We start from the raw sequence: 24,288 nt of genomic DNA, 5'->3' as shown, positions 1-24,288 counted from the left end.
CCCATGGATTTGGGGGTGGCATAATTAGACTGGTTAGTAATGAGGAGTGTGGCGGGAAGGGATCCTCGTATATTTGAGCGAAAAGTAAAAATATTATCTATTGACTGAATATTGGGAACGCTTTATTATTAGTTTACGGTCGACAGATTACAGAAAACTGTAGACGTGAATGGAGGGGATCGTCAATAGAGAACCCTTGGTATAAACAAATATAACTGCAAAGGACTTCTTATGAATCAAGCTTAGAAAACTCATTTTGCCGGAGGTTTTGGAGTTGTAAAAGGTTAGATAAAGCTGAAAGCGGATTCTGTCGACTTTGTTTCCGTACACGGTTTTGCAGGCAAAATTTCGTGGTCTATCAAATGTAAATGGGGGTTTAGTCATGAAAAAATGGAAAAAAAGCTTAGGTTTTACCGGAATGACACTTTTGCTCTCTATGAGCGTATTGGCCGGGTGTGGTGGAAATCAGGCGGCGAAATCCCAGACGGATACTAATGGAAGCGCATCCAAGTCTGCCGAAGCCTCGCAGACCTCGTCGAAGGATGCGGCAAAAACAAACTTTACTAAGGAAAACCCAGGGGTTATCCGTCTAGCTCATCAGCTGGTGCCCGATTCCCAGTTGAACAAAACGATGATCAAGTTTAAGGAAGTAGTGGAAACCAAATCCGAAGGGCGCTTGAAGGTGGAGATTTACCCGTCGGGCCAGTTGTTTTCCGAGAAGGAAGTACCTGCCCAGATTCAAAAAGGTACGCTTGAAATGGGGATGGCTTCCGCTTCTTTGTGGTCCGGAATCTCTCCGGTCGCGGGGATCTTTGATATCCCTTATTTGATTGAAAATTACGAACAAGCTCATCAAGTCATCGATGGAGAGATCGGCAAGGTCGTTACGGAAGAAATGCAAAAGGTTGGGGCTAAACCGATTATTTATCCGGACTATGGACTGGTTGGCATGAGCACCAATAAAATTCCTTCCGGAGACGGTACCAAGCCGGAACATTATAAAGGCTTGAAGGTTCGCGTACTCGGTAAAATGACCGCCACAGTCATGCAAAACATGGGGGCGGCACCTGTATTCATGGGAGGCAACGAAGTGTATCTGGCGCTTCAGAAAGGAACGGTAGACGCAGCCTTAACCGGATTAACGACGATGGCGGAACGAAAATACTACGATGTTCAAAAAACTCTAGTGTTAAATAAGCTGGCTAACTTGCAATTTATTGCGTCGATCAGCACCAAATTTTATGATTCCTTACCTCAAGATTTACAAAAAGCGATCGATGAAGCGGGAATTGAGGCAAAGGAATACAGCCGGAGCATTTTCCCTGAAGAAGAAAAGAAAGCGATTGAAGAGTTGAGTGCCCATATGAATGTGATCGAAATTAAAGACCTAACTCCATGGAAGGATCTAAATAAAGAAGCTAAAGAAAGCTACATAAAGCAGACCGGCGACACCGGGAAGAAGCTGCTGGAGATTGCAGAGCAGATTAGTAAAAAATAATTATTAAGCAAGCAGGGGGGGCTTGGCGCCCCCCTGTTTTCAGAAGGAGGCGGTAAGATTGATGAGTACTTACGTTCGCTATGTTAACAAATTAAGTGAATATATGGGATATGTTTCTGCAGTGTTTATATTAATTATAGCGGGAAGCATCACCTATGACGTTACGGTTCGCGCATTATTTAATTCCCCGACCATTTGGGTATATGAGGTTACCATTTATTTGACCATTGCCAGCGTCATGTTTGGGGCAGCCTATGCGCTTCAGACAAACAGCCACATTCAAGTGGATATGCTGATCAATCAATTATCGCCTCTAATGAAAAAAATTTTCGATATCATCACTTCGACTCTGGGTACAGTATTATTTGCGTTGATTACGGTTAAAGGAATCCACATGGTTATGGAAACCTACGAAATGAACCATTTATCGATAACACTCTTGGAAACTCCAATGTATATCCCGCAAATGAGCATCCCCATCGGCAGTGCGCTGCTTACACTCCAATTTATCGCGCGAATCATAGTCGCAGCGGACTTTCAAAGGATAGGAGAGGCAAATTAATATGATGGCAGCGGTTGTAGGTATTTTGTTTTCTTTACTTGTGATCGGAACCCCGGTAGCATTTGCCTTGGCCATCGCGGGCGTACTCGGAATTATCGTTAGCAATGGATGGGAAATGGGAACCGCCGTTATTCCGGACTTGATTTACAAGTATCTGGATAGCGACGTCATGCTGGCGGTCCCTCTGTATGTCATGATGGGGCAAATCCTATTAACCGGAGGAGTAGGCAGACGATTGTATGATTTTGCAGGGTCATGGGTACGGCATTGGCCCGGGGGACTAGGAATTGCTACGGTTATTACGTGTGCGATTTTTGCCGCCATCTCCGGAGCGAGCATGACCACAGCTTTGACTGTAGGTTTGATCGCCATACCCGAACTGCTGAGAAGGGGATATGACAAAAAGCTGGTTCTTGGACTGGTGGCAGCTGGCGGCTCGCTGGGCATTCTGATTCCTCCCAGTATTCCGATGATGCTCTACGGTTTCATCACCCAAGAATCTGTCAGTAAATTGTTTATTGCAGGCATCGTTCCGGGGATTCTCCTTGCGATATTGTTCGCTATCTATGTGGTGATTAAATCCTGGGACCGCAGGGAAGAAAAGGCCAAGTGGAAAGAAAGGCTGGAAAGCACGAAGGCTTGTCTGGGCGGTCTTGCCATCCCCTTGCTGGTTGTCGGCGGTATTTATTTGGGATGGTTTACCCCTACCGAATCGGCAGCAGTCGGTGTAATCCTTGCCCTTATCGTCTGCTTGTTTGGTTATAGATCGATTGCGTTCAAGGATTTCGGCGATATTTTTCGTAGTACCGTGAATACTTCAGCCATGATCATGACCGTTGTGGTAGGTGCCGGGCTATTCGGCCAACTGTTGACGGAAAGTCAGATTCCACAAAGATTAACGGAATTTATGGTCGGTCAAAACATTTCCAGCGGTATGTTTATCTTTTTAGTCATGGCACTGTTTATCGTTCTCGGCATGTTCCTGGACATCATCTCCATTGTATTGATCGTTATGCCGATCATAACGCCGGTGTTACTTCAAATGGATGTAGACTTGGTTTGGTTCTGTATCTTAGCCATTGTTAATTTGGAATTGGGAGTCATTACTCCTCCAGTGGGGTTGAACCTGTTCGCCATTCAGGGGGTTTCCAAAGAGCCGATGATTGTTGTCATCCGTGGTGTTATACCGTTTATCTTCATTATTTTAATCTTTTTGGTCATTATTGCGTTGATACCGCAAATTTCCACATGGCTGCCCAATCTAATGAAATAATGTAGGAGAGGGGTTTTCATAATGAAGGAAAAAGCTTTAAAAGGCTTAAAAGTGCTGGAAATGGGTCAGTTGATAGCTGGCCCTTTCGCCGGCCGTCTATTTGCTGACTTCGGAGCAGAGGTCATTAAAGTAGAAAGTCCGCAAGAAGGGGATCCCATTCGATATTGGCGCGTCGTTGAAAACGGAACAAGCTTATGGTGGTATGTACAATCGCGAAATAAAAAATCGATAACGATCGATTTACGCCAGTCCGAAGGCCAAGAAATGATTCGGGATTTGGTAAAAGACATCGATATTCTCATTGAAAACTTTCGGCCGGGAACCATGGAAAAATGGGGGTTAGGTTATGAGCAGCTAAAAGAAATCAATCCGGGCCTGATCATGATCCGTATCAGCGGTTATGGCCAGGACGGCCCGTACAGGGATAAGCCGGGATTCGGCTCAATCGGGGAGGCCATGGGAGGCTTGCGTTATTTGACGGGTTATCCCGACCGTCCGCCGACGCGGGTGGGAATCAGCATTGGCGACTCCATTTCTTCTCTTTATGCGGTTATCGGAGCGATGATGGCTGTTTATCATCGTGACGTTAAAGGAACGGGCCAGGGACAGTTTGTCGACGTTGCTTTATATGAATCCGTATTCAGCTTCATGGAAGGGATGCTGCCGGAATACGATCGAACCGGACTTATACGGGAACGTACAGGAAGCAAGCTGCCCGGCATTACTCCATCCAATACGTATTTGTGCAAGGATGGAAAATATGTGGTCATCGGCGCCAATGGGGACGGCATTTTCAAACGGTTGATGGTTTCGATCGGATATCCGGAGCTTGCTGAAGATCCGCGTTATCATAATAACGCTGCCCGTTCAGAGCACGCCGAGTTCTTGGATTCCATTATCGAAGAGTGGACCAATAGCAAGACTTTGGCAGAAGTGTTGGAAGCTCTCGACGAGGCCAAGGTACCTGCCGGCTCTATTTACTCCATTGAAGATATTGTTGCGGACCCTCACTACCAGGCAAGGGAAATGATTCGAGAGGTTGAAGTCGAGGGGATCGGCAAGTTAAAGGTGCCGGGGATTGTACCGAAGCTGAGCGAAACACCGGGTAATTTGGATTGGATTGGTCCTAAGCTGGGTGAACATACGGAGGAAGTGCTTAGCCAGGCATTACTTTATGGTCCTGAGAAGATCGAGCGATTGAAGGCTATGGGAATCATAGCTCCTTTGAAAAAGACGAATGAAACAAAGCTGTAGTTTGAGGTGGCGAGCTGTTTTATGGGAGCAACTATTTTTTCATCTTATCCTGTCGACGGTAGACGGTAAACTAAGTGATTAAAAAATGAGAGGAGTTGTTACTCATGGGAATGACCATGGCGGAAAAAATTTTATCCAGAGCTTCTGGGAAAAAGGAAGTGAGGGGAGGAGAAATTGTTTGGGTTCAGGTCGATATAGCCATGATGCATGATTTGTTGGGCCCCCGTCTCATTGACCGGGGATTTAGAAAACTGGGAGGAACATTATTCGATAAGGAGAAAGTGGTTGTTGTATCGGATCACTGTACCCCACCGGCTACCGTGCAGCAGGCGGATATTTTGAAATATACTAGAGATTGGGCAAGAGAATTTGATTTGCCGCATTATTATGAGTTTGAAGGTCCCTGCCACCAGGTCATTGTTGAGCATGGCCATGTGATTCCCGGTAAAGTAATCCTAGGAACCGATTCTCATACTTGTATGGCCGGCGGAATGGGAGCTTTTGCTACAGGAATCGGTTCAACAGAAATGATCGGAGTTCTTCTTACCGGAGAGACATGGCTGAAAGTGCCGGAATCGATCAAAGTGAATTGGGAGGGACGGATTCCTGCGGGAGTTTACTCGAAAGACGTGATGTTAAAGACGATTAAGGACATTGGACATGCCGGGGCTACCTATCAAGCTTTAGAATTTGCAGGCAGCGCCATTAGCGGGATGTCTATAGATGAAAGACTTGTCCTATCCAATATGGCGGTCGAGGCAGGAGCTAAGACCGGAATGATCGAGCCGGATGAGAAGGTCGTCCGATATCTGAAGGATAGGGGAGTGACGGATATAGAGCTGATCCAAAGTGATGCGGATGCCTATTATATCAGGGAATTGACTTATGATGCCTCCGAGCTGGAACCTCAGGTTGCGTGCCCGCATGAAATTGATAATGTTCATCCCGTATCTTCTGTTGAGGGAACGCCTGTGGATCAAGTATATTTAGGCTCCTGCACCAATGGCCGCATCAGTGATTTGCGTATTGCCGCTCAAATATTGAAGGGAAAGAAAATCTCCAAGCAGATTCGCTGTCTTGTTGTGCCGGCTTCCCAAGCGGTCTGGATGCAAGCCAATAAGGAGGGGATTCTTGATATTTTGACGGAAGCAGGCTGTATCGTAAACATGCCCTCCTGCGGTGCCTGCGGCGGATTTACCAGCGGAGTCATCGGGGCGGGAGAAGTAGTCATATCGTCTTCGAACCGTAATTTCAGGGGGCGCATGGGGAGTCCGTCCGGTGAAATATATATTGGTTCTCCTGCAACTGTGGCGGCAACAGCCATCGAAGGAAAAATTGCGGATCCGAGAAAATATATCCAAAAGGAGATGTTGATTTAATGTCAGCCATCATTAGGGGACGCGTCTGGAAGTATGGGGACAACATCAATACGGATATTATTTCGCCCGGCCAATATATGAGCTTATCCATCGAACAGCAGGCAGAGCACGCAATGGAAGCCATAGATCCGGAGTTCGCCAAGAAAATCCGACCGGGAGATATCATTGTCGCAGGAAGCAATTTCGGTTCCGGCTCGAGCCGGGAAACGGCTCCGCTGGTTCTGAAGCATTTGCAGGCGGGAGCCATTGTAAGTCATTTTTTTGCCAGGATTTTTTACCGGAATGCCATCAACATCGGTCTGCCTGTTGTAGAAATGGGGAATACCTCTGAGATTGATGAAGGAGATGAAATCGAAATCGATCTGTTGGCGGGAGTGATAAGAAATCTAACGAAATCGATTGAATATGAGAGCACAAAATTGCCGGAGCATTTAGTGGAAATGGTATCCCTGGGGGGGCTTGAGCCTTATTTGGCTAAGCGGATGGGGATGAATCCATAAGGAGGGATTCCAGGCTATGAATCTGCCCAAACGAGTGGAAATTATAGAGGTCGGTCCGCGTGACGGGCTTCAAAATGAAGCCAATTTTATCGCTACGGAGAACAAAGTGCAATTGATCAATGCCCTCTCGCAAACGGGCATCAAACGGATGGAGGCGACCTCCTTTGTTCATCCTGTCCACTTGCCGCAAATGAAGGATGCAGCACAGGTGCTGGAGAAAATGGAGCAAAAGGAAGACGTTCAATATATGGCGCTTATTCCGAATGAAAAAGGCTATGAGCGCGCCCGCCAATCGAATATCGATGCTGTAGCTCTGGTTGTAGGGGCAAGTAATGCTTTTAATCAAAAAAATGTGCGCATGACGCGGGATGAATCGATGCTCCGGCTGCAGAATGTCGTGCAGCAGGCCAAAGCGGAAGGCGTCTTTGTCCGATTTGATATCGCCACCTCGTTTTGGTGTCCTTATGAAGGGAAGGTAGATCCGAAAGACGTGTTGGATATGTTGAAGCCATTGGAGACATGGCATGTGGATGAAATCGTGATATGCGATACCATTGGCCGGGCTAATCCAAGACAGGTCTATGAGTTGTTATCCAAAATACTGGATCGATCGCCTCGTGCGAAAATAGCGGCCCACTTCCATGATACCTATGGATTGGCCCAGGCCAATGTGTTTGCGGCCTTGCAGGCCGGAGTGGCTGCTTTTGACAGCTCCATCGGAGGATTGGGAGGCTGTCCGTTTGCCCCGGGAGCAGCGGGAAACGGTGCAACCGAGGATTTAGTCATGATGCTGCACGAGATGGGGATTGAGACAGGAGTGGATACCGATAAGCTGCTGGCCTGCGTAGAGCTGGTGAAGCCGTTGACTGAACGGCAGCTTACAGGTCACCTTCATAAGGTGAAAAAATGAGCATTGCAATGGTGTTTTCATCTATAATTTGTTCATTTCATGCGGGAAGCCTCCTATCCGGAAAATCAAATCCGAGCTAAAATAGTTTTTAGGAGCAGGCAGCTTAGTTTTAGCTGTTGATTCTAACTGATTTCAATTCCCGAGGGAGTGAGGCTGATTTAATGGGCGAATTACTGGCAGTGATATCCCTCATTATGTTTTCCAGCAATGTCATTTTAACTAAATTCGCTTCCGAGAAGCTGGAAATTCATTTAGGATTTTTGATCTCAGTGATGACGAACGTGATTGTCTCTTCTCTGCTGCTGCTCATCCAGTTTTCCGTGTCAGGACAAGCGTTGGATTGGAACAGTACCGGCTTTATTTTTTTTCTGCTAACGGGTTTCTTTAATATATTTTTGGGTCGATGGGCTTTCTTTGATGCGATTGTGAAGCTGGGGCCTGCCAAAGCCAGTTCGTTTCAAGTGAGCAATCCTTTATTTACTTTTATCATTGCTGTATTCTTTTTGGGTGAACATTTAACCGGGACAGACTTGATTTCTATTTTTCTTGCTTTACTCGGGCTATTCTTTGTTAGTTATGTTCCGCGCGTTTTCTTAAAAGAACGGGATGAACAAGGGCTTATTCCCGGCAGAGAGAAACGTTCCGGTCTTTATAGGATCCTTCAATCCGGCATATGGTTAGCCTTGATAAGTGCGATGTCTTACGGAATCGGCAATGTATTTCGAGGGATGGCCGTACAACAGTGGAATCAGCCTATATTAGGCGCATTGATTGGATCGGCATTGGGGATGCTGCTGCATATCTTAACCAGTACAAATCGCTCCCGTTTTTTGGCTCAAATCAAAGAATCGAATCGGACGGGAGTCATTCTTTATATTCTTTGCGGTTTTTTTACTACACTAGCTCATATTTCGGTCATTGCTTCCATGAGATATATTCCGATCTCGGTTGCCAACCTGATTTTTATGTCCACACCGGTTCTGGTCATTCCTTTCAGCTACTTTTTCCTGAAAAATAAGGAAGGGATTACAATCCGGAATATGATTGGGAGCGCTATGGTATTGATTGGAATAGGGATGTTAATTCTGCTTTAGGATCATCATTCATTTAATAAAGGAGATAGGAGACATTTAAGTTTTTTTCGATATGGGATCCCATCGCGTCCTCAGCTTTTTCCGCGTTTCTTTCTAATAGGGCATTATAAATCTCAACATGTTCATCAATAAAGGTCAAAAAGTTTTGGTAAAAGTTCCGTATAATACAGTTTCTTACGTAGTATACCTTAGCTTTAATGATTTCCATTAATTGAATAAGTTCATGGTTATGTGAGGCCTCGACGATGATATCATGAAACTGTTGATCCAGCTTGCTTATTTCGCTTGTATTATTGCTGGATAATGCCGCCTTTGTTTGTTCTATGATAGCAGCAAGCTGTGCCAGTTGTTCCTTTGATATATGCTTAGCGGCTAGACTGGCGGATAAGGACTCCAAGCTTTGCCGGCATTGAAAAATTTCCATAATATCTTTGGATGTTGGGTTGAAAACTTGGACAAATCCCTCTTTTTGAACCAAAAGTCCATCCTGGATCAGCATTCTGATCGCTTCCCGGACAGGAGCTCTGCTTACCCCGAGCGCATCAGCCAGCTTTACCTCTATCAAACGTTCACCAGGTTCAAATTCCCCTTCCAACAGCATTTTTTTGACAGCTTGATACACTTGATGATGAAGGGGGGGAGATTTTATAATTTCCGGCATGTCTAATCCTCCTAGTAGTATATATAGAAAGTACCATATCCGATGAAGAAAGTAAAAAGGAGGTAATTAGGTTGGAGGATCATGGGGTGTTAAGTCGATGGAAAGAAAAAACGGTAAATAGCCACCGCTCCGTATATTGCAAAGTAGAGGGTGAAAAAAATTAAAAAGCCGATCAAGGTGCGCTTGGTCTGTCTGATTTGGATTTGTAATATCAGCTTCTTCAATTTCTCTTCTTTGTTTTTATCTTGATCATGATCCATGCAGATTTCTCCTCCATTTATATGTCAATTAAATTCATCAATAGTCGAGTAGAACGGACTGTAAATAACGTTACGTTGCATCGAACAGGAAATCAAGCGAATAACGGGAAAAGATGGATTTAATTCGATTGCAGCTGCCCGAGTGATCAAATAAAGAGGAATTGCTCCATCTAATTTCGACGGTTTACTTTGAAATCCCCGAAAGCAGTTGTTTTTACAGCATGTTTTCCATTTAAATGTACATAAACAAAGAGCGCAGGCAATATGAGAAGCAGGTTTTCCTTTTAAAAGATGGTAGAGCCTTATTGCAGGGGGAGCACTCCGCCACTCGAACATGCTAACGTTGATTCAGGATCGTTCTACTAGTTATTACCGTATGGCCCCCTTTTTAATACGATTTGACAGTCCTTATAAAAGATGTTATTTGTAAAGAATATATAAAATCCTGATAGACAGGATTTAAAGAGCAAAGGGTGAGAAGGATGGAACAGATCTCAAAATCAGCCCCCCTTCATAATCAAGTATATGATATTTTAATTAATACACTCTTGGAAGGCGAGTATGCTCCGGGCGAAAGAATTGTTGAAACAAAGCTCGCGGATAAATTCGGGGTCAGCAGAGCCCCTGTGCGCGAAGCTATACGAATGGTCATAAAAGATGGACTTATTGTTCAAAACGGCAACTTCCTTTATGTGTATCAAACTACAATCCAAGATATTATTAATGTTTACCAATGCCGCAGCAGTCTGGAATCCCTTGCTGCAAGGTTGGCGGCAAAGCATATTACCAATGACCAGCTTCAGCATTTATCCAATAATATTATAGAAACGAGAGCTGCATTAAAGGATAAAGCTGTCAATGAAGTTGTTCGACTGAATACCGAATTTCATGACCTCATTGTTCTTGGCTCCCAGAATGAACAATTGGTGCAGTTAATGGGAGGCATACGGAAAAAGGTTTTGTATATGCGAAACAGTGTATTTCGTCATTTCTATCGCAAGGATCAATATTTAGATGAGCACGAATTGATATATAAAGCGATTGAACAGAAGAATGAACAAAAAGCAGAAGAAGAAATGAAAATTCATATTAACAACGATTTGCTTGCTCTTAAATCCTTGTATAGTGAAAAGTTTAAATAAGATGATCCCAAGGACTTCGCATAGTTCCGTTAAACTTAAAAAAATGCTCATATTCACAGCCTGTCCACCATATGGTTATAACAATGGAAATTTGAATTGAAATTCTGACCATACGGAGGACAAGAAGATGAGAATTGCCGTTGGAGGAGATCATGCGGGTTTCCCGTTAAAGGGAACGGTGATATCCGCTTTGCAAAGCATGGGTCATGAAGTGACGGATTTCGGATCGTATGACAGTCAACCGGTTGACTTCCCGGATATTACCCGAAAGGTATGTGCGGCCGTGCTCTCAGGCGAGGCGCAGCGGGCCGTTATGGTATGCGGCACGGGGGTAGGAGCTTGCATCGCGGCCAATAAAATTCCGGGCATCCGTGCGTCCGTCTGCCACGATATCTATTCGGCACATCAGTGTGTAGAGCACGATGATGTGAACGTCATGTGTGTAGGGGCACAAATTATCGGCCCTGTGCTCGTAGTAGAGCTGCTCGAACGGTTTATAAAAGCGGAGTTCAGCACGGCAGAGGAGTTTCGGCGAAGAGTTGAAAAACTGCATGAGATGGAACGGGAGCATGCGGCGCAAGCTCAGAAGTCCTCCGAGTAAGGGCTGGAGCTTGCGATAGACACACAAATGCACTTGGATACTTACATCATAGCAAATCCATCGGTAGCAAGCAGCGATTATCCCTGCCGTTGAAGGCGGGGCGGTCGCAGCTTGCGATTTTTTATTCCCAATCGTATTGATTTATGACGAAGTCCTTTGTAAAATGATAACTGTAAACTTGTCAACAAGTTAACGAAATATTCTCATATGAAGGGAAAAAGATGAAAACTGACTTTCCAGCCTCCTTATTGGAAGGACTGCCTTTAGGCGAGAAAATGGCCAATGAACTCCGAATTCAAATCATAAGCGGAAAATTGGAAAAAGGCTCCGTATGGTCTGAGAATCAGATCGCCGCCGATTTTGGCACAAGCAGGGGTCCCGTTCGGGATGCCTTGAAAGCCCTTTCAAACGAAGGGCTGATCCGGTTGGAACGCATGGGAGTTGTGATTCTCGGTTTAACTCCGGAGGATATGCAGGAAATTTATGATGTCCGCATTCTGATCGAGGGATTCGTGCTGGAGCGTCTGTCTCATGATTTCAATGAGAGCAGAAGAAATACGCTGCTTCATATCATTGACAAGATGGAATTGGCGGCAAGGCATAACGACGATGTCGATTTCTCCCGCTATGATATGGAATTTCATGAAACGATGATCCGTTACTGCAATCATCAAAGAATTTTCCGCTTATGGAACGGCATTCGCCATATTATTTTCGCCGCTTTGCTGGTAGCTACCAAAAACCGGTTTGCACAGGCCGTCGAGGGAGTGCCTCAGCTGATCCATCAGCATCGTTCCATCGTGGACGCGATTACTGAAGGGGGGCGGGAGCATATCCAGCGTGTGGCCAAAGACCATTATACGGAGGCTTTTCAGACCGTGTCACAAAGCCTGTTCGATTTTGAATCGCCACAATGATCGCGATAAGGATTGACCATTCGCAGACGGAAGGATGAACGATATGAGAGCCGGCATTTATTTGGGAGAAAAGAAAGTGGAATTAGGACAATTACCGGTGCCTGAGCCCTCCCACGGAGAAGCGTTGATTCGCGTCCTGGCGGGAGGAATATGCGGTACGGATATGATGATTTATGCCGGGAAGCATCCTCGGGCCCAAGCGCCTCTTGCTTTAGGGCATGAATTTTGCGGCTTGATCGAGAAGGTTGTCGGCGAGAGCTCCTTTCAGCCCGGGGAGCGCGTTGTCATTGAACCCACGCTCAGCTGCGGGGAATGCGAAGCTTGCTTGGCCGGACAAACCCACGTATGCAAAACGCTTCGTCTCATCGGAATCGATAAAGACGGCGGCTTTGCCGAGTATGCCAAGGTGCCTGTTCATCGGCTGCACCGGTATCCGGAGCATTTATCCGATAGTCTGGCGGCGCTTACCGAGCCTTTAGCCGTAGCCGTCCATACGGTCCGCCGTTCCAATGTGAAAATCGGCGATGACGTCGTCATCATCGGCTGCGGTCCGATCGGCTTGCTGGTCGGCATGATTGCCCGGCACAGCGGGGCGGGAAGGGTTATCGTTACCGATGTGAGCCCTTATCGGCTAGCGAAAGCGCAGGAGCTCGGGTTCATTACCCTCGATGCCAAGCAGGCGGATATTACCCAGGAAATCAAAAGCTTAACCGGCGGCAAAGGCGCCGATGTCGTGTTTGAAGTCGCAGGAACGCCCGTTACCGCGAAGCAGATGACCGAGGTGGCCAAAATTCAGGGCCAAATTGTCGTGGTCAGCTTATTTAAACAGCCGCCGACGGTCGATTTGTCCGCCATGCATTTTAAAGAGCTCTCCTTGATTACGACACGCTGCTACAGCAGAACTGATTTTCAAACGGCCATTGCGCTTATGGCAGGTAATCAGGTGAATCTTTCCGTTCTAATCTCCCATGAGCTGCCGCTTGAACGGATTGCGGAAGGATTTGCGTGGATGGAAAATCCCGAAGAGGCTTTAAAAATTATTATTCGACCATAAACCCTATTGGAGGACGAATCATGATTCTGGATGTATTTCGGTTGGATGGCCAAGTGGCGGCGGTTACCGGTACGACCAGAGGCATCGGATATGCGATGGCTCTGGCCTTGGCGGAAGCGGGGGCGGATATTGCTCTCCTGCAGCGGTCTTTAGAACAAACGCAATTAAAAGAGGAAATCGAACGTCTCGGCAGAAAATGCACGATCATTCCATGCGATATGACGAACCCGGACCATGTGAAAAATGCCGTTCCTTCCGTTGTATCCGCTTTCGGAAAGATCGATATCCTGGTGAATAACGCTGGAATCCAGCGCAGATCTCCCGCTGTAGACTTTCCCGAAGCCGATTGGGACGACGTGATCAACGTCAATCTCAAGGCGGTATGGCTGCTGTGCCAGCAGGCCGGACGCTATATGGTCCCGCAGCAGAGAGGAAAAATCATCAACATTGCCTCCCTGCTTTCCTTCCAGGGCGGGTTTACCGTACCTGCATACGCTGCGGCCAAAGGCGGAGTAGCCCAATTAACCAAGGCGTTGTCCAACGAATGGGCGCGGCACCATGTGAATGTGAATGCGATTGCCCCCGGATACATTGCTACAGAGATGAACACGGCATTAATACAAGACGATACCAGAAGCCGTCAAATTATGGAACGAATTCCGGCCGGCCGATGGGGCTTGCCGGACGATTTTAAGGGCAGTATTGTTTTCCTTGCCTCCGGCGCTTCCGATTATATTCACGGGCAACTGTTAACGGTTGACGGCGGATGGATGGGAAGATAATAAATCATCAATAGCGTCTGCAACAAACCTTTCAAAGAGCGAGGCTCTGCGAAAGGTTTTCTTTTTGCTTGAGGAACCTCCGGCCCTGCAGGAACGACACATAAGACAAGCTTTCTTCAACATACATTGAAGTAAAGGATGACAAGGGTGGGGGCGATCAGATGAACTTTACCTTCCATGAGGTAGACGGAGATAAGCCTATATCCGGTTGGATTGCCGTAAGGGTGGTGGAATTGGCCAGAACCAAGTACGGTATAGATGTGCAGGTATCCGTGAATGGTGCGGCATATGCCGCATGCTCGCCTTCTGATGAGCCCTTTACCCCGAATTCAAGCCTGGAGGGACACTCATGCAGCAGGATAAAATAAAATGCGCGATTTATGCAAGGGTAAGTACGGATCAGCAGGGGGATTCGATTGAGAATCAAATCAGCCAGTGTCAGGAATATATCAGCCGTTTGGGCCAAGAGTACGATTATACCGATATTATCCATTATCGGGATGAGGCGGTTTCGGGCTATTATACCAGTGTGTTTGACCGTGCCGAAATGAAACGGGCCATACAGGATGCCAGAAATCGCCGGTTTCAATTATTGGTTTTCAAGGAAGTCAGCCGTGTGGGGCGTGACAAGCAGGAGAATCCGGCGATTATCGGGATGTTTGAGCAGTACGGAGTTCGGGTTGTGGCCATTAATGATAATTATGATTCGCTCAATAAAGATAACATCACATTTGATATTTTGTCTGTATTATCCGAGCAGGAGAGCAAGAAAATATCGGCTCGGGTCAGCAGCGCCAGAAAGCAGAAGGCGCGCAGGGGACAGTGGGGAGGAGAGCCTCCCATTGGCTATCGAGTCAACAAGGAAACAAAGAAGCTCGAGATCGACCACGAATGGAAGGATATTCCGATCCTTGTGTTTGACCTGTATGTACATCAAGGTCTCGGCACCTTTAAAGTAGCCGAATATTTGAACCAAAAGGGGTTCCGGACCAAAAACGGCAATCTGTGGAGCCGAGAGAGTGTGAACAAGCTGCTGCGCAATCCGGCCTACGCCGGCCATGTGGTTTATGGGACAAGGCGTAATCAGCTGCAGCGGGCATATGATGACAGCGGGAAAATGACGAAGAAGAAGGTGCAGCTGAAAACCGATAAAAGCGAGTGGCAAATCGTAGAGAACGCTCATGAGGCATTCATTGATAAGGATACGTTTCACGCTGCACAGCGTATTCTATCTTCCAAAAGTCATCAGCGTGCGCCGCGGCGGGCCTACCATCCGCTTACCGGAATTTTAACCTGCGGTAAATGCCAACAGGGCATGATTTGTCAAAAACGAACTCACAAAGGCAAGGAGTATCGTTATTACATCTGCAAAACATACCATAAGTTCGGCCGGGAGGTTTGCCCGCAAGCGAATGTAAATGCCGATGAGCTGGAGGCGGCGGTCCTTCGCCTTATACGCAGCCGGCTGGACAAGCTGCCTAACGATTGGTTCGTGCTTACCGTCAATAAAGAGAAAGATATGGAGCGGCTGCTGCAGGAGATGAAGATAAAGCGGCATAAAAGAGAAAAGTGGAGGAAAGATCAGATCGATATATTTCAGCAAAGGTCGCTCTTCGATGCGGAAACCTATCAGCAGCAAATGCTCGATATGAAAAGTCAGATCCAGCGGCTTGAAGAAGAAATCGTCTTATTGGAGAAGCAGCTTGATAAGCTGGTCGCATTAAGCATGGAATCGTCGTCGCTGGGTCATTACTTGGAGGAATTTAAACGGCTGGAGCTTCACGATCTGGAACGGACACGGGTTTTACTGCAGGAGGTAATCAAAAACATTACGCTGACGGACCGGCATCTGGATATGGAGTATCACTTCGATTTTGGCAGATGATTGCCGGTTTTTCGATGGGGTAAAGGATGCTTGCCTTCGTAAGGCTGTCCACAGTGGACAGCTTATTTGGTTATGTAACATTGATCATTTTTCGTCTATGATGAAACCAAACTGTGTTATATTACGTAACAAAGATAATGTATATTGTATTCATAGGATAATTTCCCCATCTTAATCCCCATGGTGCCGAATAATTTTAACGTATTCGCGCGAACGAAATGTGTACGTATGAGAATGTTCAAGCCGGTGTGCATGTACAATGGGTCCTTCTTCATCAGGATGGCGGAAGGGATCGGTGTAATGCTGTTCACGGATCTTCTGATCAGCCAGCCAGCTCCAAATCAAGAGTATGACGAAAACTGCGACGCAGGTTGTGATTTTGTTCCATAGCATGACTCATCACTCCAAAATATGTTGAAATAAATTCGAACTTGTTTTAATTCGTCGAATCTTTTATCGTTAAAAAGAATGTTTTACCAATAAGGTGTGCATAATAAGGTTGTTTTATACTGACCGGAAGCTGTTTTCACAACATTTTTTAATATAAAATTAAATTTTCTTGGAATGGAGGAATAGGGTTGTCTTTGCTTCATGTAGCGATTTTTGTACCATTTTTATTTGCAGTGTTCGTTCCATTACTCTACAAATACGTACGCCGTATTCATACAGGATGGTTCGTTCTTCCGGCCCCGGTATTGCTGTTTACGTACTTTATGATGCAGCTGCCTTCGGTCCGGGACGGAAATATCAAGCATCTGTCGGTGCCATGGATTCCTTCATTGGATATTCATTTCACGGTTTATCTGGACGGACTCGGGCTCCTGTTTTCATTGCTGATCACGGGAATCGGAAGTCTGGTTGTGCTGTATTCCATTTTTTATTTGTATAAAAACAAAGAAGCCATCCATAACTTCTATGTTTACCTGTTAATGTTTATGGGAGCTATGCTCGGGGTTGTTCTCTCCGATAACCTTGTAGTACTGTATGGATTCTGGGAATTGACGAGTTTATCTTCGTTTTTATTGATTGCGTTCTGGTATCAAAGAGAAAAATCCAGATATGGCGCGTTAAAATCAATGCTTATTACCGTGTTCGGCGGCTTTGCGATGCTTGCGGGTATCGTCTTGTTGTACGTCATGTCAGATACCTTCAGCGTTCGTGAGATCATTGCCAATCTGGATACGGTTACGGGACATGCCCTCTTTATACCCGCTATGCTTCTTATTCTTCTCGGAGCATTTACCAAGTCGGCGCAGTTTCCGTTTCATATCTGGCTTCCCGATGCGATGGAAGCGCCCACACCGGTCAGTGCTTACCTGCACTCGGCGACCATGGTTAAAGCGGGTATTTATTTAGTGGCAAGGCTTACTCCGGTGTTCGCCGGGTCTGCCGAATGGTTCTGGCTTGTATCGTCGTTCGGTTTGGTCACGCTGTTCTGGGGATCGTTTTCGGCAGTCAAGCAGACGGATCTAAAATCGATTCTTGCATTTTCGACGGTCAGCCAGCTTGGCATGATCATGTGCTTGCTGGGCATCGGGTCTGCAGCTCTTTACTTCGGATATGGCGAAGAGTCTCAGCTTTATATCCTGGCGCTGACGGCCGCCGTGTTCCATTTGATCAACCACGCTACCTTTAAAGGTGCGCTGTTTATGGTTGCAGGAATTGTCGATCACGAGACGGGAACGCGAGATATCCGTAAGCTCGGCGGATTGGCTTCACTGATGCCGGTGACGTTCACATTTGCCCTGATCGGGGCCTTCTCGATGGCCGGACTTCCGCCATTTAACGGTTTTCTCAGTAAGGAAATGTTCTTTACCGGAGTACTGAACGCTTCGAAATTGGATATTTTTAATATGCAAACCTGGGGAATGCTGTTCCCCGTCTTGGCTTGGATCGCCAGCGTCTTCACGTTTATTTACTGTATGATCTTTGTATTTCGGACCTTTAGAGGGAAATACCAGCCGGACAAGCTGGAGAAAAAGCCGCATGAGGCTCCGCTGGGTCTCTTGCTTTCCCCTGCCGTGCTGGTCTCATTAGTCGTTTTGTTCGGGTTGTTCCCTGACATTTTGTCCTATTCCTTGATCGAACCGACCTTGGCTTCGCTGATGCCGGGACTTCTGGAGCCGGGAGACAAGTTCTTGGTGTACATTTCGTTTTGGCACGGATGGACGGCTGAGCTCTTTATGACCATAGGTGTCATTGCACTGGGTACGCTGCTTTATATGCAGTTAAGGCGCTGGCAGGGAATCTACGGAATATTCCCGCAGAAGCTGGCCTTGAATCATTTTTACGATCGGGGACTTCAGGTCATGGAGCGGCTCTCCAACCGGATGACGCGCATGTACATGACAGGCTCGATCCGGGATTATTTGGTCTATATTTTTACGTTTTTTATTTTTACCGTCGGCTTTGTGTTGATCCGAACAGACGCATTAAACTGGACGGGAGCCGAATATGCGGAGCTGTCGATCTATGAAGTGGTTCTTGTTGCGGTGATGCTGGCCGCGGCCATAGCCGTACCGTTCGCGCGTTCCCGATTAACGATGGTCATCCTGGTGGGTGCTGTCGGCTATATGGTCACTTTGTTTTTCGTTATTTTTAGAGCGCCTGATTTGGCTCTGACCCAAATGATTGTAGAGACCGTGTCTGTTGCTCTATTCCTGCTCTGCTTTTATCACCTGCCCAAGCTGAAAAAAGAAGTATCGTCGATCCCGTTTAAGATATCGAACCTGCTCATTTCCATCGGAGTAGGAGCCGTAGTCACTCTGGTCGCTTTGTCCGCCAATGGATCGCGTATGTTCGAATCGATATCGGAGTATTACGTGAGAGAAAGCTATGCCTCTGCGGGCGGCAATAATATCGTCAACGTCATTCTGGTCGATTTCAGGGGCTTTGATACCTTGCTCGAAATTATGGTATTGGGCATTGCGTCGCTGGGAATTTATTCGCTGATCAAGCTGCGGGCGGACAAGAATAAAGTCTCGGCGGATAAGGTGGTTACGGATTCCGGCGAAAGGAACGGGGCATTATCATCCGGAGGACTGCGTGAAGGGAGGCACACTCATGAAAGCCAATGATGTCATCTTGCAAACCACAACGAAAATCATCGTATTTATCATCATAACGGTATCCGCGTTTTTGTTTTTTGCAGGTCACAACAATCCGGGCGGAGGCTTTATCGGAGGACTGATGAGTGCCGCTGCTTTAGTGCTGTTGGCTATGGCCTTCGATGTAGAGACCATCCGCAAGATCATTCCGTTCAATTTCCGTAAAATAACGGCTTTCGGACTCTTGCTGGCCGTATTAACGGGAATCGGCTCGTTCTTGTTCGGCGCTCCTTTTCTGAGTCATACGTTTGATTACTGGGAGCTTCCGATCCTTGGGAAAACCGCAATGGCTACGGCTGTGCTTTTTGATCTGGGAGTGTATCTGGCGGTTGTAGGCGTTACGATGACGATTATTTTGTCGATTGGGGAGGATCGTTAGTTATGGAAATTCTCATGTCCTTAACCATCGGCGTTTTGTTTACGATTGGGACTTATCTGATTTTGAGCCGCAGTCTGCTCCGAATTATCTTGGGAACAAACATCATCACCCATGGCGTGCATCTGCTTCTTCTTACGATGTCAAGATTGAAGACGGGAGCCGCTCCGCTTCTCGGAGAGAACGCAGGGATCTATACCGATCCCTTGCCGCAAGCGTTGATCCTGACCTCAATTGTCATCAATTTCGGGGTAACGTCGTTATTTTTTGTACTGGCGTACAGGGCGTACCGGGAACTGGGGACAGACGATATGGAACAGTTAAGGGGACAAGATGATGAGTAATTTGATTGTACTGCCGCTGTTGATACCTCTGGTTACAGGCATCATTCTTATTTTTTTCAACAGTATTGCCATACAGCGCCGGATTACCGGTTTCAGTGTGCTGCTGAACGTTGCCGTATCGGCTTACATTGTGCAGCAGGTGCAGAGCAAAGGAATCCATACCTTGTATATGAGCGGATGGGTTCCGCCCTTCGGGATTGTGTTCGTAGCGGACATGTTTGCCGCTCTGCTGGTGCTGACCACAGCCATCATCGGAGCCGCGTGCTTGTTTTATGCGTTTCGCAGCATTGGAGAAGCGAAGGAAAAGCATTATTTTTATACGTTCAGCCAGTTTTTGCTGGTTGGGGTAATCGGATCCTTCTTAACAGGAGACATCTTTAATCTGTTCGTCTGCTTCGAGGTCATGCTGATCTCCTCCTACGCATTGATTGTTCTCGGAGGAACGAAGCTGCAGCTGAGGGAATCGCTCAAGTATATTCTGATTAATATCCTTTCTTCAGCGATGTTTGTTGCTTCCGTCGCTTATTTGTACGCTGCCGTGGGTACCCTCAATTTGGCTCATCTGTCCGCTCGTGTGGCGGAGGCGGATCAAGGAGGTATTTTGACGGTGATCGGCATTTTGTTTCTCTTTGTTTTCGGGTTAAAAGCGGGCTTGTTTCTGTTCTTCTGGCTGCCGGGCTCCTATAGTACGCCGCCCGCTGCGATATCCGCATTGTTCGGCGGTTTGCTCACCAAAGTTGGAGTATATGCGATTATTCGGACCTTCACGCTGATTTTTTATCACGAGCCGGGGATCACGCACACCATCATTATCTGGATGGCCGCTGCAACGATGATTCTGGGAGCGATCGGTGCTCTGGCTTATCGGGATATTAACCGGATTATGATTTATAATATCGTGGTTTCCGTTGGACTTATCTGTTTTGGTCTGGCTGTGGGCAATCGGGACGCACTCGAAGGGGTTGTGTTCTACCTTGTGCATGACATGATCGCCAAGGCATTGCTGTTTTTGCTGGGCGGCGCTCTGATCGCCGCGGCAGGGACGTCTCAACTGAAGGAGATGGGAGGCCTGATCAAACGCTACCCGGTCATGGGATGGATGTTTTTCGTAACGGCGCTGGCGATTGTCGGGGTTCCTCCGCTAAGCGGCTTCATCGGCAAACTGTTGATTGTGCAAGGCGGTTTGGAAGGGGCGCATTACTGGGTTACAGGCATCGGGCTTGCCACCAGCCTGCTCGTTTTATATTCGCTGATGAATATTTTTATGAACGGATTTTGGGGAGAGCTTCGTTTGACCCGCGAACCGGAGCAGGGCTTGCCCAAGGGTCTCTTGACCCCGGCCGCATTTCTTGTTGTTCTTGTTGTTTTGCTTGGTGTAGGCGCTGAATGGGTGTATCCATATGTATCCCAGGCAGGGGATGTACTGCTTAATCCGCAGCTGTATATAGAAGCGGTGTTAAAGGGGTAGATGACATGGCATTTCAAATCATATTGAATTTAATCATCGCTTTTGTCTGGATGTTTCTCAATAATTCATGGGATTTCTCGTATTTCTTCACGGGTTATTTATTAGGTCTTGTCTTTGTTTATGCGTTAAGACGGTTTTTTCATGATGATTTTTATATGCGGAGACTCTGGGCGATATGGAAGCTGCTGGTGTTGTTCCTCAAGGAGCTGGTGTTGTCCAATGTCGCGGTCATCAAACAAATTCTTCGTCCGAAGCTCGATATCAGGCCGGGAATTTTCGCATTGCAGACAGAACTGGAGTCCGATTGGGAGATTACGCTGCTCTCTTGTTTAATTACGCTCACACCCGGGACGCTGACTTTAGAAGTTTCTCCGGACCAACGCACCTTGTATATTCACGCGATGGATATCCATGATGCCGAGCAGCTGACGGAGCAAATCAAAGGTTCATTCGAGAAGGCGATCATGGAGGTGATGAGATAATGCTGTCTGCGATGCTATTTGCCGCTTTGGTCATTCTGTCACTTTCAATCCTGGGGTGTATATATCGTGTACTGAAGGGCCCCTCCATGCCGGATCGGGTGATTGCTCTGGATTCGGTCGGCATACAGCTGCTTGCCATTGTAGCGATTCTCTCGATAATGCTGCGGACGCAAGCCTATCTTGAAATTATACTGCTGATCGGTATTCTTGCTTTTTTGGGAACGATCGCATTCTCCAAATATATTGAAAGGGGCGTGGTCATTGAGCATGAGAGAGATGATTCTAACGGTCGGTGAACCGCTGATCGGAATATTGGTGCTCCTTGGCGCACTCCTTAGCGCCATCAGTGCGTTCGGGATGATCCGCCTCCCCGATGTCTATCTGCGTTCGCATGCAGCCACGAAGAGCGCAACGCTTGGAGTGCTCTGCATTTTATTCGGCGCATTTTTATTCTTTATCATTTATGAAGGCTATGTAAGTGCGAGGCTCTTGTTAGGTATCGTCTTTGTTTTTATCACCGCGCCGGTTGCCGGACATCTGATCGGCCGCGCGGCTTATCGCTCGGGCGTGCAGCTCTGGGAGCGAAGCGTGCAGGATGACTTAAAGGGCGTGGTCGGGCAGCGCCGCATGGAAGAAAGAAAGGAATAAGGGCTTCGTCGTAGAAAAGCCCGCTGTATTGTGGGCTTGTTCGGTAGGATACATGGTTTGTCTTTATCCGTCTTTTTTAATATGGACTTGGGGCTGTTCCATAAGCAGGTCAGACTGCATATGGGAGGGCCCTTTTTCTTGCTTTTCTTTCATCTCCTTGAGGGAACCATGAGGCATGGCATGCCATTGCCTTTTTTCGACAAAATGATACATAATCAGCTATAATTAGATAAGAACATGGTTTATTATTATCGAACAGAGGTGGCTCCATGTCATTATTGAATAAAATACCTCTTAAAACATCCCTGGTTTTTATGCTTGTGCTGATCACATTGAGCTTCGTGTATTACCAACACACCAAGGACATCATCATAGAGAATCAAAAGGATAAAATGCTGCTGCTTTACAACAGCGTTCGAATGAGCATTGAACAAACGGCGGCCGGTGAGAAGTTTGTGGAGGATCTTATCGGGCAAAACCTCCGTATGGCCGCGATCGCCGCTAAATTCAAGCTTGATCCTGACATTGGCAGTATAGATAATCAGGAGCTTATCCAACTAAGCCGCGAGCTTGGTGTCGATCATATCACGTTATTCCAACAGACATCGGATGATATCATAGGTGTGAAGTCCTCAGACCCTAAAGATCTGAATGTGAGCTCCAAGGGCTGGAATACGATTTACCAGGCCTTTCATCAATTATTCGATCTCCGGGATGTGGATGTGGGAATGGGACAATCATTACACCATTACTGGAGCGCCCCTTTCGATACGGCGACATCTAATCCGGAGAGCGTTAACAAATGGGGATATTACTTTGACGGCACGACGAATTACATCATCAATCCTTTCGTACATAATACGAACTTTCGGACATATCAAAGCATCACAGGCATAGAGGATACCATTAAGAGGCTGATGAAAGAAAATGAACACATGGGACTGGAAATATCGGTGCTGAATTCGAATACATTGTTAGACCGCCGGCCCTCCGATGTGAACCCTACTCCAAGCCATTGGTATTCGGAGCGGCTTGTTTTGTTCGGACAATATCTATATCAAGACGCTGAGGACAAGCCGTATGCCCAGAGGGCGCTTGAAACGAACCAAACGGTTTTCTATACGACCTTTTTTGAGGGTAAGCAGATGTTCAGAAGCTTAACTCCAATCCATGGGGATTTTATTAAATACAGTGCCTCAGGAACAACCCCTTTGATCGAAATTTCATATGATTATACGGAAATTCAGCAGCTTTTGCAGAAGCAATTCCGCAGTACTCTGATTTTTATGTTGATCTGCATCTGCCTTTCGCTAGCCATCATGGCTTTCATGTTTATCTTGTACAACCGCAATAAAGAACGTGCCGTACAGGATGTACAGGACGCCTATACCGGTAATATTGAAACCTTGTTTCAATCGATCCGGGAACAGCGGCACGATTTTAATAATCACATCCAGACCATTAATGCTTTCCTGACTTTAAAACATTACGAGGCGCTGCATTCCTATACGAAGACGCTGGTCGGAGAAATTCAGATTGTAAACGATCTCGTGAATATCAACAATCCTCCGCTGATCGCCTTATTTCAAGCCAAACTCACACAAGCGGAGAGAAATCAGATTCGGTTTGAATATGCCTTTAGCGAGATGGAGAAGGTCAATTTAAGTCCGGTGAAAGCGACGGATATTGTCAAGCTGTTAAGCAATTTAATTGACAATGCGTTCGACGCCTCCATGGAGCTTAGTCCGGAGAACCGGTATATCAGAGTAGAAGGCGAGGCTAGCCACAATCAACTGCTGCTTAAGGTAATGAATAAGGGGAATACCATCACGCCGGAGCTTCAAGGGAAGATATTTCAGCGAGGGTTCACATCAAAACAGAATGGGAAAAATTCCGGATTAGGACTTCATATCGTACAGCAGCTGGTGGAACGCTATCATGGAGCGATTCAATTGAGAAGCGAGGAGGGTACAACGGAATTTTCTATAGCAATTCCATTAAAGGGAGTATTATGAATTTGCTTGAAAAGTCTGCCTAGCTTACGCCGGAGCAGACTTTTTCATGTTTAGTTCGTAGTGTGTCCCCCATGGA

General features: G+C 46.6%; 26 protein-coding genes. 23 read left to right on the top strand and 3 right to left on the bottom strand.

From position 1 onward, the window contains the following. The first annotated feature begins 382 nt into the window (after positions 1–382). The 8 genes from ACZYR9_RS25595 (at position 383) to ACZYR9_RS25560 (ending at position 8,470) form a co-directional block, all read left to right on the top strand. Complete coding sequence (locus ACZYR9_RS25595; protein WP_488981234.1) at positions 383–1,498, top strand: DctP family TRAP transporter solute-binding subunit; 1,116 nt, start codon at positions 383–385, stop codon at positions 1,496–1,498. Between the two features lie 61 nt (positions 1,499–1,559). Next, positions 1,560–2,060 (top strand): TRAP transporter small permease subunit, encoded by a 501-nt coding sequence (locus tag ACZYR9_RS25590; protein ID WP_488981233.1) that lies wholly within the window; start codon positions 1,560–1,562, stop codon positions 2,058–2,060. A 1-nt stretch (position 2,061) separates the two neighbouring features. Next, the gene (locus ACZYR9_RS25585) at positions 2,062–3,333 is read left to right on the top strand and encodes a TRAP transporter large permease (protein WP_488981232.1); all 1,272 of its coding nucleotides are present in this window, start codon (positions 2,062–2,064) and stop codon (positions 3,331–3,333) included. A gap of 18 nt (positions 3,334–3,351) precedes the next feature. Beyond that, positions 3,352–4,587: a CaiB/BaiF CoA transferase family protein gene (locus tag ACZYR9_RS25580; protein ID WP_488981235.1), complete on the top strand. Its 1,236-nt coding sequence runs from the start codon at positions 3,352–3,354 to the stop codon at positions 4,585–4,587. 104 nt (positions 4,588–4,691) lie between these two features. Then, a complete protein-coding gene (locus tag ACZYR9_RS25575) occupies positions 4,692–5,966 on the top strand; it encodes a 3-isopropylmalate dehydratase large subunit (protein WP_488981231.1) in 1,275 nt (424 codons plus the stop codon). Next, entirely contained in the window at positions 5,966–6,466 is a 501-nt protein-coding gene (locus ACZYR9_RS25570) for a LeuD/DmdB family oxidoreductase small subunit (protein WP_488981230.1), read from the top strand. The genes ACZYR9_RS25575 and ACZYR9_RS25570 overlap by 1 nt, the downstream gene beginning before the upstream one ends. 16 nt (positions 6,467–6,482) lie before the next feature. Continuing rightward, on the top strand, positions 6,483–7,376 hold the full coding sequence (locus ACZYR9_RS25565; RefSeq protein WP_488981229.1) for a hydroxymethylglutaryl-CoA lyase: 894 nt from the start codon (positions 6,483–6,485) through the stop codon (positions 7,374–7,376). A gap of 161 nt (positions 7,377–7,537) precedes the next feature. Next, the gene (locus ACZYR9_RS25560; protein ID WP_488981228.1) at positions 7,538–8,470 is read left to right on the top strand and encodes a DMT family transporter; all 933 of its coding nucleotides are present in this window, start codon (positions 7,538–7,540) and stop codon (positions 8,468–8,470) included. Positions 8,471–8,483: 13 nt separating this feature from the next. Here the strand turns inward: ACZYR9_RS25560 and ACZYR9_RS25555 are convergent, their stop codons facing one another. Beyond that, positions 8,484–9,131 (bottom strand): GntR family transcriptional regulator, encoded by a 648-nt coding sequence (locus ACZYR9_RS25555; protein ID WP_488981227.1) that lies wholly within the window; start codon positions 9,129–9,131, stop codon positions 8,484–8,486. Positions 9,132–9,220: 89 nt separating this feature from the next. Then, positions 9,221–9,391, bottom strand: a complete 171-nt coding sequence (locus ACZYR9_RS25550; RefSeq protein ID WP_488981226.1) for a hypothetical protein — start codon at positions 9,389–9,391, stop codon at positions 9,221–9,223. Positions 9,392–9,873: 482 nt separating this feature from the next. Between ACZYR9_RS25550 and ACZYR9_RS25545 the strand changes: the two genes are divergently transcribed. From ACZYR9_RS25545 to ACZYR9_RS25515, 7 genes are all read left to right on the top strand, one after another. Then, on the top strand, positions 9,874–10,533 hold the full coding sequence (locus tag ACZYR9_RS25545) for a GntR family transcriptional regulator (RefSeq protein ID WP_488981225.1): 660 nt from the start codon (positions 9,874–9,876) through the stop codon (positions 10,531–10,533). A 127-nt stretch (positions 10,534–10,660) separates the two neighbouring features. After that, a complete protein-coding gene (locus tag ACZYR9_RS25540; RefSeq protein ID WP_488981224.1) occupies positions 10,661–11,134 on the top strand; it encodes an RpiB/LacA/LacB family sugar-phosphate isomerase in 474 nt (157 codons plus the stop codon). 221 nt (positions 11,135–11,355) lie between these two features. Continuing rightward, complete coding sequence (locus ACZYR9_RS25535; RefSeq protein ID WP_488981223.1) at positions 11,356–12,051, top strand: GntR family transcriptional regulator; 696 nt, start codon at positions 11,356–11,358, stop codon at positions 12,049–12,051. Between the two features lie 43 nt (positions 12,052–12,094). After that, a complete protein-coding gene (locus ACZYR9_RS25530; RefSeq protein WP_488981222.1) occupies positions 12,095–13,105 on the top strand; it encodes a zinc-dependent alcohol dehydrogenase in 1,011 nt (336 codons plus the stop codon). A 20-nt stretch (positions 13,106–13,125) separates the two neighbouring features. Beyond that, on the top strand, positions 13,126–13,887 hold the full coding sequence (locus ACZYR9_RS25525) for an SDR family oxidoreductase (RefSeq protein ID WP_488981221.1): 762 nt from the start codon (positions 13,126–13,128) through the stop codon (positions 13,885–13,887). Between the two features lie 161 nt (positions 13,888–14,048). Continuing rightward, positions 14,049–14,255, top strand: a complete 207-nt coding sequence (locus tag ACZYR9_RS25520; RefSeq protein WP_488981220.1) for a hypothetical protein — start codon at positions 14,049–14,051, stop codon at positions 14,253–14,255. Then, on the top strand, positions 14,237–15,772 hold the full coding sequence (locus ACZYR9_RS25515; RefSeq protein WP_488981219.1) for a recombinase family protein: 1,536 nt from the start codon (positions 14,237–14,239) through the stop codon (positions 15,770–15,772). Before ACZYR9_RS25520 ends, ACZYR9_RS25515 begins: the two co-directional genes overlap by 19 nt. Positions 15,773–15,943: 171 nt before the next feature. On the opposite strand, the gene ACZYR9_RS25510 is transcribed toward ACZYR9_RS25515, so the two are convergent. Next, positions 15,944–16,165, bottom strand: coding sequence for a hypothetical protein (locus ACZYR9_RS25510; RefSeq protein ID WP_488981218.1), 222 nt, complete (start codon positions 16,163–16,165; stop codon positions 15,944–15,946). A gap of 185 nt (positions 16,166–16,350) precedes the next feature. Between ACZYR9_RS25510 and ACZYR9_RS25505 the strand changes: the two genes are divergently transcribed. The 8 genes from ACZYR9_RS25505 to ACZYR9_RS25470 all read left to right on the top strand — a co-directional run bounded on the left by ACZYR9_RS25505 (position 16,351) and on the right by ACZYR9_RS25470 (position 24,212). Then, positions 16,351–18,849 carry a Na+/H+ antiporter subunit A gene (locus ACZYR9_RS25505; RefSeq protein WP_488981217.1) on the top strand — a complete coding sequence of 833 codons (2,499 nt, stop codon included), beginning with the start codon at positions 16,351–16,353 and terminating at the stop codon, positions 18,847–18,849. Next, a complete protein-coding gene (locus tag ACZYR9_RS25500) occupies positions 18,836–19,258 on the top strand; it encodes a Na(+)/H(+) antiporter subunit B (RefSeq protein ID WP_488981216.1) in 423 nt (140 codons plus the stop codon). The genes ACZYR9_RS25505 and ACZYR9_RS25500 overlap by 14 nt, the downstream gene beginning before the upstream one ends. Positions 19,259–19,260: 2 nt before the next feature. Continuing rightward, entirely contained in the window at positions 19,261–19,599 is a 339-nt protein-coding gene (locus ACZYR9_RS25495; protein ID WP_488981215.1) for a Na(+)/H(+) antiporter subunit C, read from the top strand. Continuing rightward, entirely contained in the window at positions 19,592–21,067 is a 1,476-nt protein-coding gene (locus ACZYR9_RS25490; RefSeq protein WP_488981214.1) for a Na+/H+ antiporter subunit D, read from the top strand. The genes ACZYR9_RS25495 and ACZYR9_RS25490 overlap by 8 nt, the downstream gene beginning before the upstream one ends. A gap of 5 nt (positions 21,068–21,072) precedes the next feature. Next, positions 21,073–21,549 (top strand): Na+/H+ antiporter subunit E, encoded by a 477-nt coding sequence (locus tag ACZYR9_RS25485; protein ID WP_488981213.1) that lies wholly within the window; start codon positions 21,073–21,075, stop codon positions 21,547–21,549. Next, positions 21,549–21,845 (top strand): Na(+)/H(+) antiporter subunit F1, encoded by a 297-nt coding sequence (locus tag ACZYR9_RS25480; protein ID WP_488981212.1) that lies wholly within the window; start codon positions 21,549–21,551, stop codon positions 21,843–21,845. Before ACZYR9_RS25485 ends, ACZYR9_RS25480 begins: the two co-directional genes overlap by 1 nt. Then, positions 21,817–22,197 (top strand): monovalent cation/H(+) antiporter subunit G, encoded by a 381-nt coding sequence (gene mnhG / locus ACZYR9_RS25475; protein ID WP_488981211.1) that lies wholly within the window; start codon positions 21,817–21,819, stop codon positions 22,195–22,197. Before ACZYR9_RS25480 ends, mnhG begins: the two co-directional genes overlap by 29 nt. Positions 22,198–22,466: 269 nt before the next feature. Beyond that, complete coding sequence (locus ACZYR9_RS25470) at positions 22,467–24,212, top strand: sensor histidine kinase (RefSeq protein WP_488981210.1); 1,746 nt, start codon at positions 22,467–22,469, stop codon at positions 24,210–24,212. Positions 24,213–24,288 lie beyond the last annotated feature (76 nt).

The sequence above is a fragment of the Paenibacillus sp. F024 genome (genome assembly GCF_057814255.1).
This window is presented reverse-complemented; position numbering and strand designations above follow the sequence as displayed.

What these genes read in the sequence shown, in the direction of transcription:
- ACZYR9_RS25500 (WP_488981216.1), top strand. Translation starts at nt 18,836, where the DNA reads ATGAAAGCCAATGATGTCATCTTGCAAACCACAACGAAAATCATCGTA.
- ACZYR9_RS25585 (WP_488981232.1), top strand. Translation starts at nt 2,062, where the DNA reads ATGATGGCAGCGGTTGTAGGTATTTTGTTTTCTTTACTTGTGATCGGA.
- mnhG (WP_488981211.1), top strand. Translation starts at nt 21,817, where the DNA reads ATGAGAGAGATGATTCTAACGGTCGGTGAACCGCTGATCGGAATATTG.
- ACZYR9_RS25565 (WP_488981229.1), top strand. Translation starts at nt 6,483, where the DNA reads ATGAATCTGCCCAAACGAGTGGAAATTATAGAGGTCGGTCCGCGTGAC.
- ACZYR9_RS25470 (WP_488981210.1), top strand. Translation starts at nt 22,467, where the DNA reads ATGTCATTATTGAATAAAATACCTCTTAAAACATCCCTGGTTTTTATG.
- ACZYR9_RS25530 (WP_488981222.1), top strand. Translation starts at nt 12,095, where the DNA reads ATGAGAGCCGGCATTTATTTGGGAGAAAAGAAAGTGGAATTAGGACAA.
- ACZYR9_RS25485 (WP_488981213.1), top strand. Translation starts at nt 21,073, where the DNA reads ATGGCATTTCAAATCATATTGAATTTAATCATCGCTTTTGTCTGGATG.
- ACZYR9_RS25480 (WP_488981212.1), top strand. Translation starts at nt 21,549, where the DNA reads ATGCTGTCTGCGATGCTATTTGCCGCTTTGGTCATTCTGTCACTTTCA.
- ACZYR9_RS25510 (WP_488981218.1), bottom strand. Translation starts at nt 16,165, where the DNA reads ATGCTATGGAACAAAATCACAACCTGCGTCGCAGTTTTCGTCATACTC.
- ACZYR9_RS25490 (WP_488981214.1), top strand. Translation starts at nt 19,592, where the DNA reads ATGAGTAATTTGATTGTACTGCCGCTGTTGATACCTCTGGTTACAGGC.
- ACZYR9_RS25520 (WP_488981220.1), top strand. Translation starts at nt 14,049, where the DNA reads ATGAACTTTACCTTCCATGAGGTAGACGGAGATAAGCCTATATCCGGT.
- ACZYR9_RS25545 (WP_488981225.1), top strand. Translation starts at nt 9,874, where the DNA reads ATGGAACAGATCTCAAAATCAGCCCCCCTTCATAATCAAGTATATGAT.
- ACZYR9_RS25555 (WP_488981227.1), bottom strand. Translation starts at nt 9,131, where the DNA reads ATGCCGGAAATTATAAAATCTCCCCCCCTTCATCATCAAGTGTATCAA.
- ACZYR9_RS25570 (WP_488981230.1), top strand. Translation starts at nt 5,966, where the DNA reads ATGTCAGCCATCATTAGGGGACGCGTCTGGAAGTATGGGGACAACATC.
- ACZYR9_RS25515 (WP_488981219.1), top strand. Translation starts at nt 14,237, where the DNA reads ATGCAGCAGGATAAAATAAAATGCGCGATTTATGCAAGGGTAAGTACG.
- ACZYR9_RS25595 (WP_488981234.1), top strand. Translation starts at nt 383, where the DNA reads ATGAAAAAATGGAAAAAAAGCTTAGGTTTTACCGGAATGACACTTTTG.
- ACZYR9_RS25495 (WP_488981215.1), top strand. Translation starts at nt 19,261, where the DNA reads ATGGAAATTCTCATGTCCTTAACCATCGGCGTTTTGTTTACGATTGGG.
- ACZYR9_RS25525 (WP_488981221.1), top strand. Translation starts at nt 13,126, where the DNA reads ATGATTCTGGATGTATTTCGGTTGGATGGCCAAGTGGCGGCGGTTACC.
- ACZYR9_RS25535 (WP_488981223.1), top strand. Translation starts at nt 11,356, where the DNA reads ATGAAAACTGACTTTCCAGCCTCCTTATTGGAAGGACTGCCTTTAGGC.
- ACZYR9_RS25550 (WP_488981226.1), bottom strand. Translation starts at nt 9,391, where the DNA reads ATGGATCATGATCAAGATAAAAACAAAGAAGAGAAATTGAAGAAGCTG.
- ACZYR9_RS25590 (WP_488981233.1), top strand. Translation starts at nt 1,560, where the DNA reads ATGAGTACTTACGTTCGCTATGTTAACAAATTAAGTGAATATATGGGA.
- ACZYR9_RS25540 (WP_488981224.1), top strand. Translation starts at nt 10,661, where the DNA reads ATGAGAATTGCCGTTGGAGGAGATCATGCGGGTTTCCCGTTAAAGGGA.
- ACZYR9_RS25560 (WP_488981228.1), top strand. Translation starts at nt 7,538, where the DNA reads ATGGGCGAATTACTGGCAGTGATATCCCTCATTATGTTTTCCAGCAAT.
- ACZYR9_RS25575 (WP_488981231.1), top strand. Translation starts at nt 4,692, where the DNA reads ATGGGAATGACCATGGCGGAAAAAATTTTATCCAGAGCTTCTGGGAAA.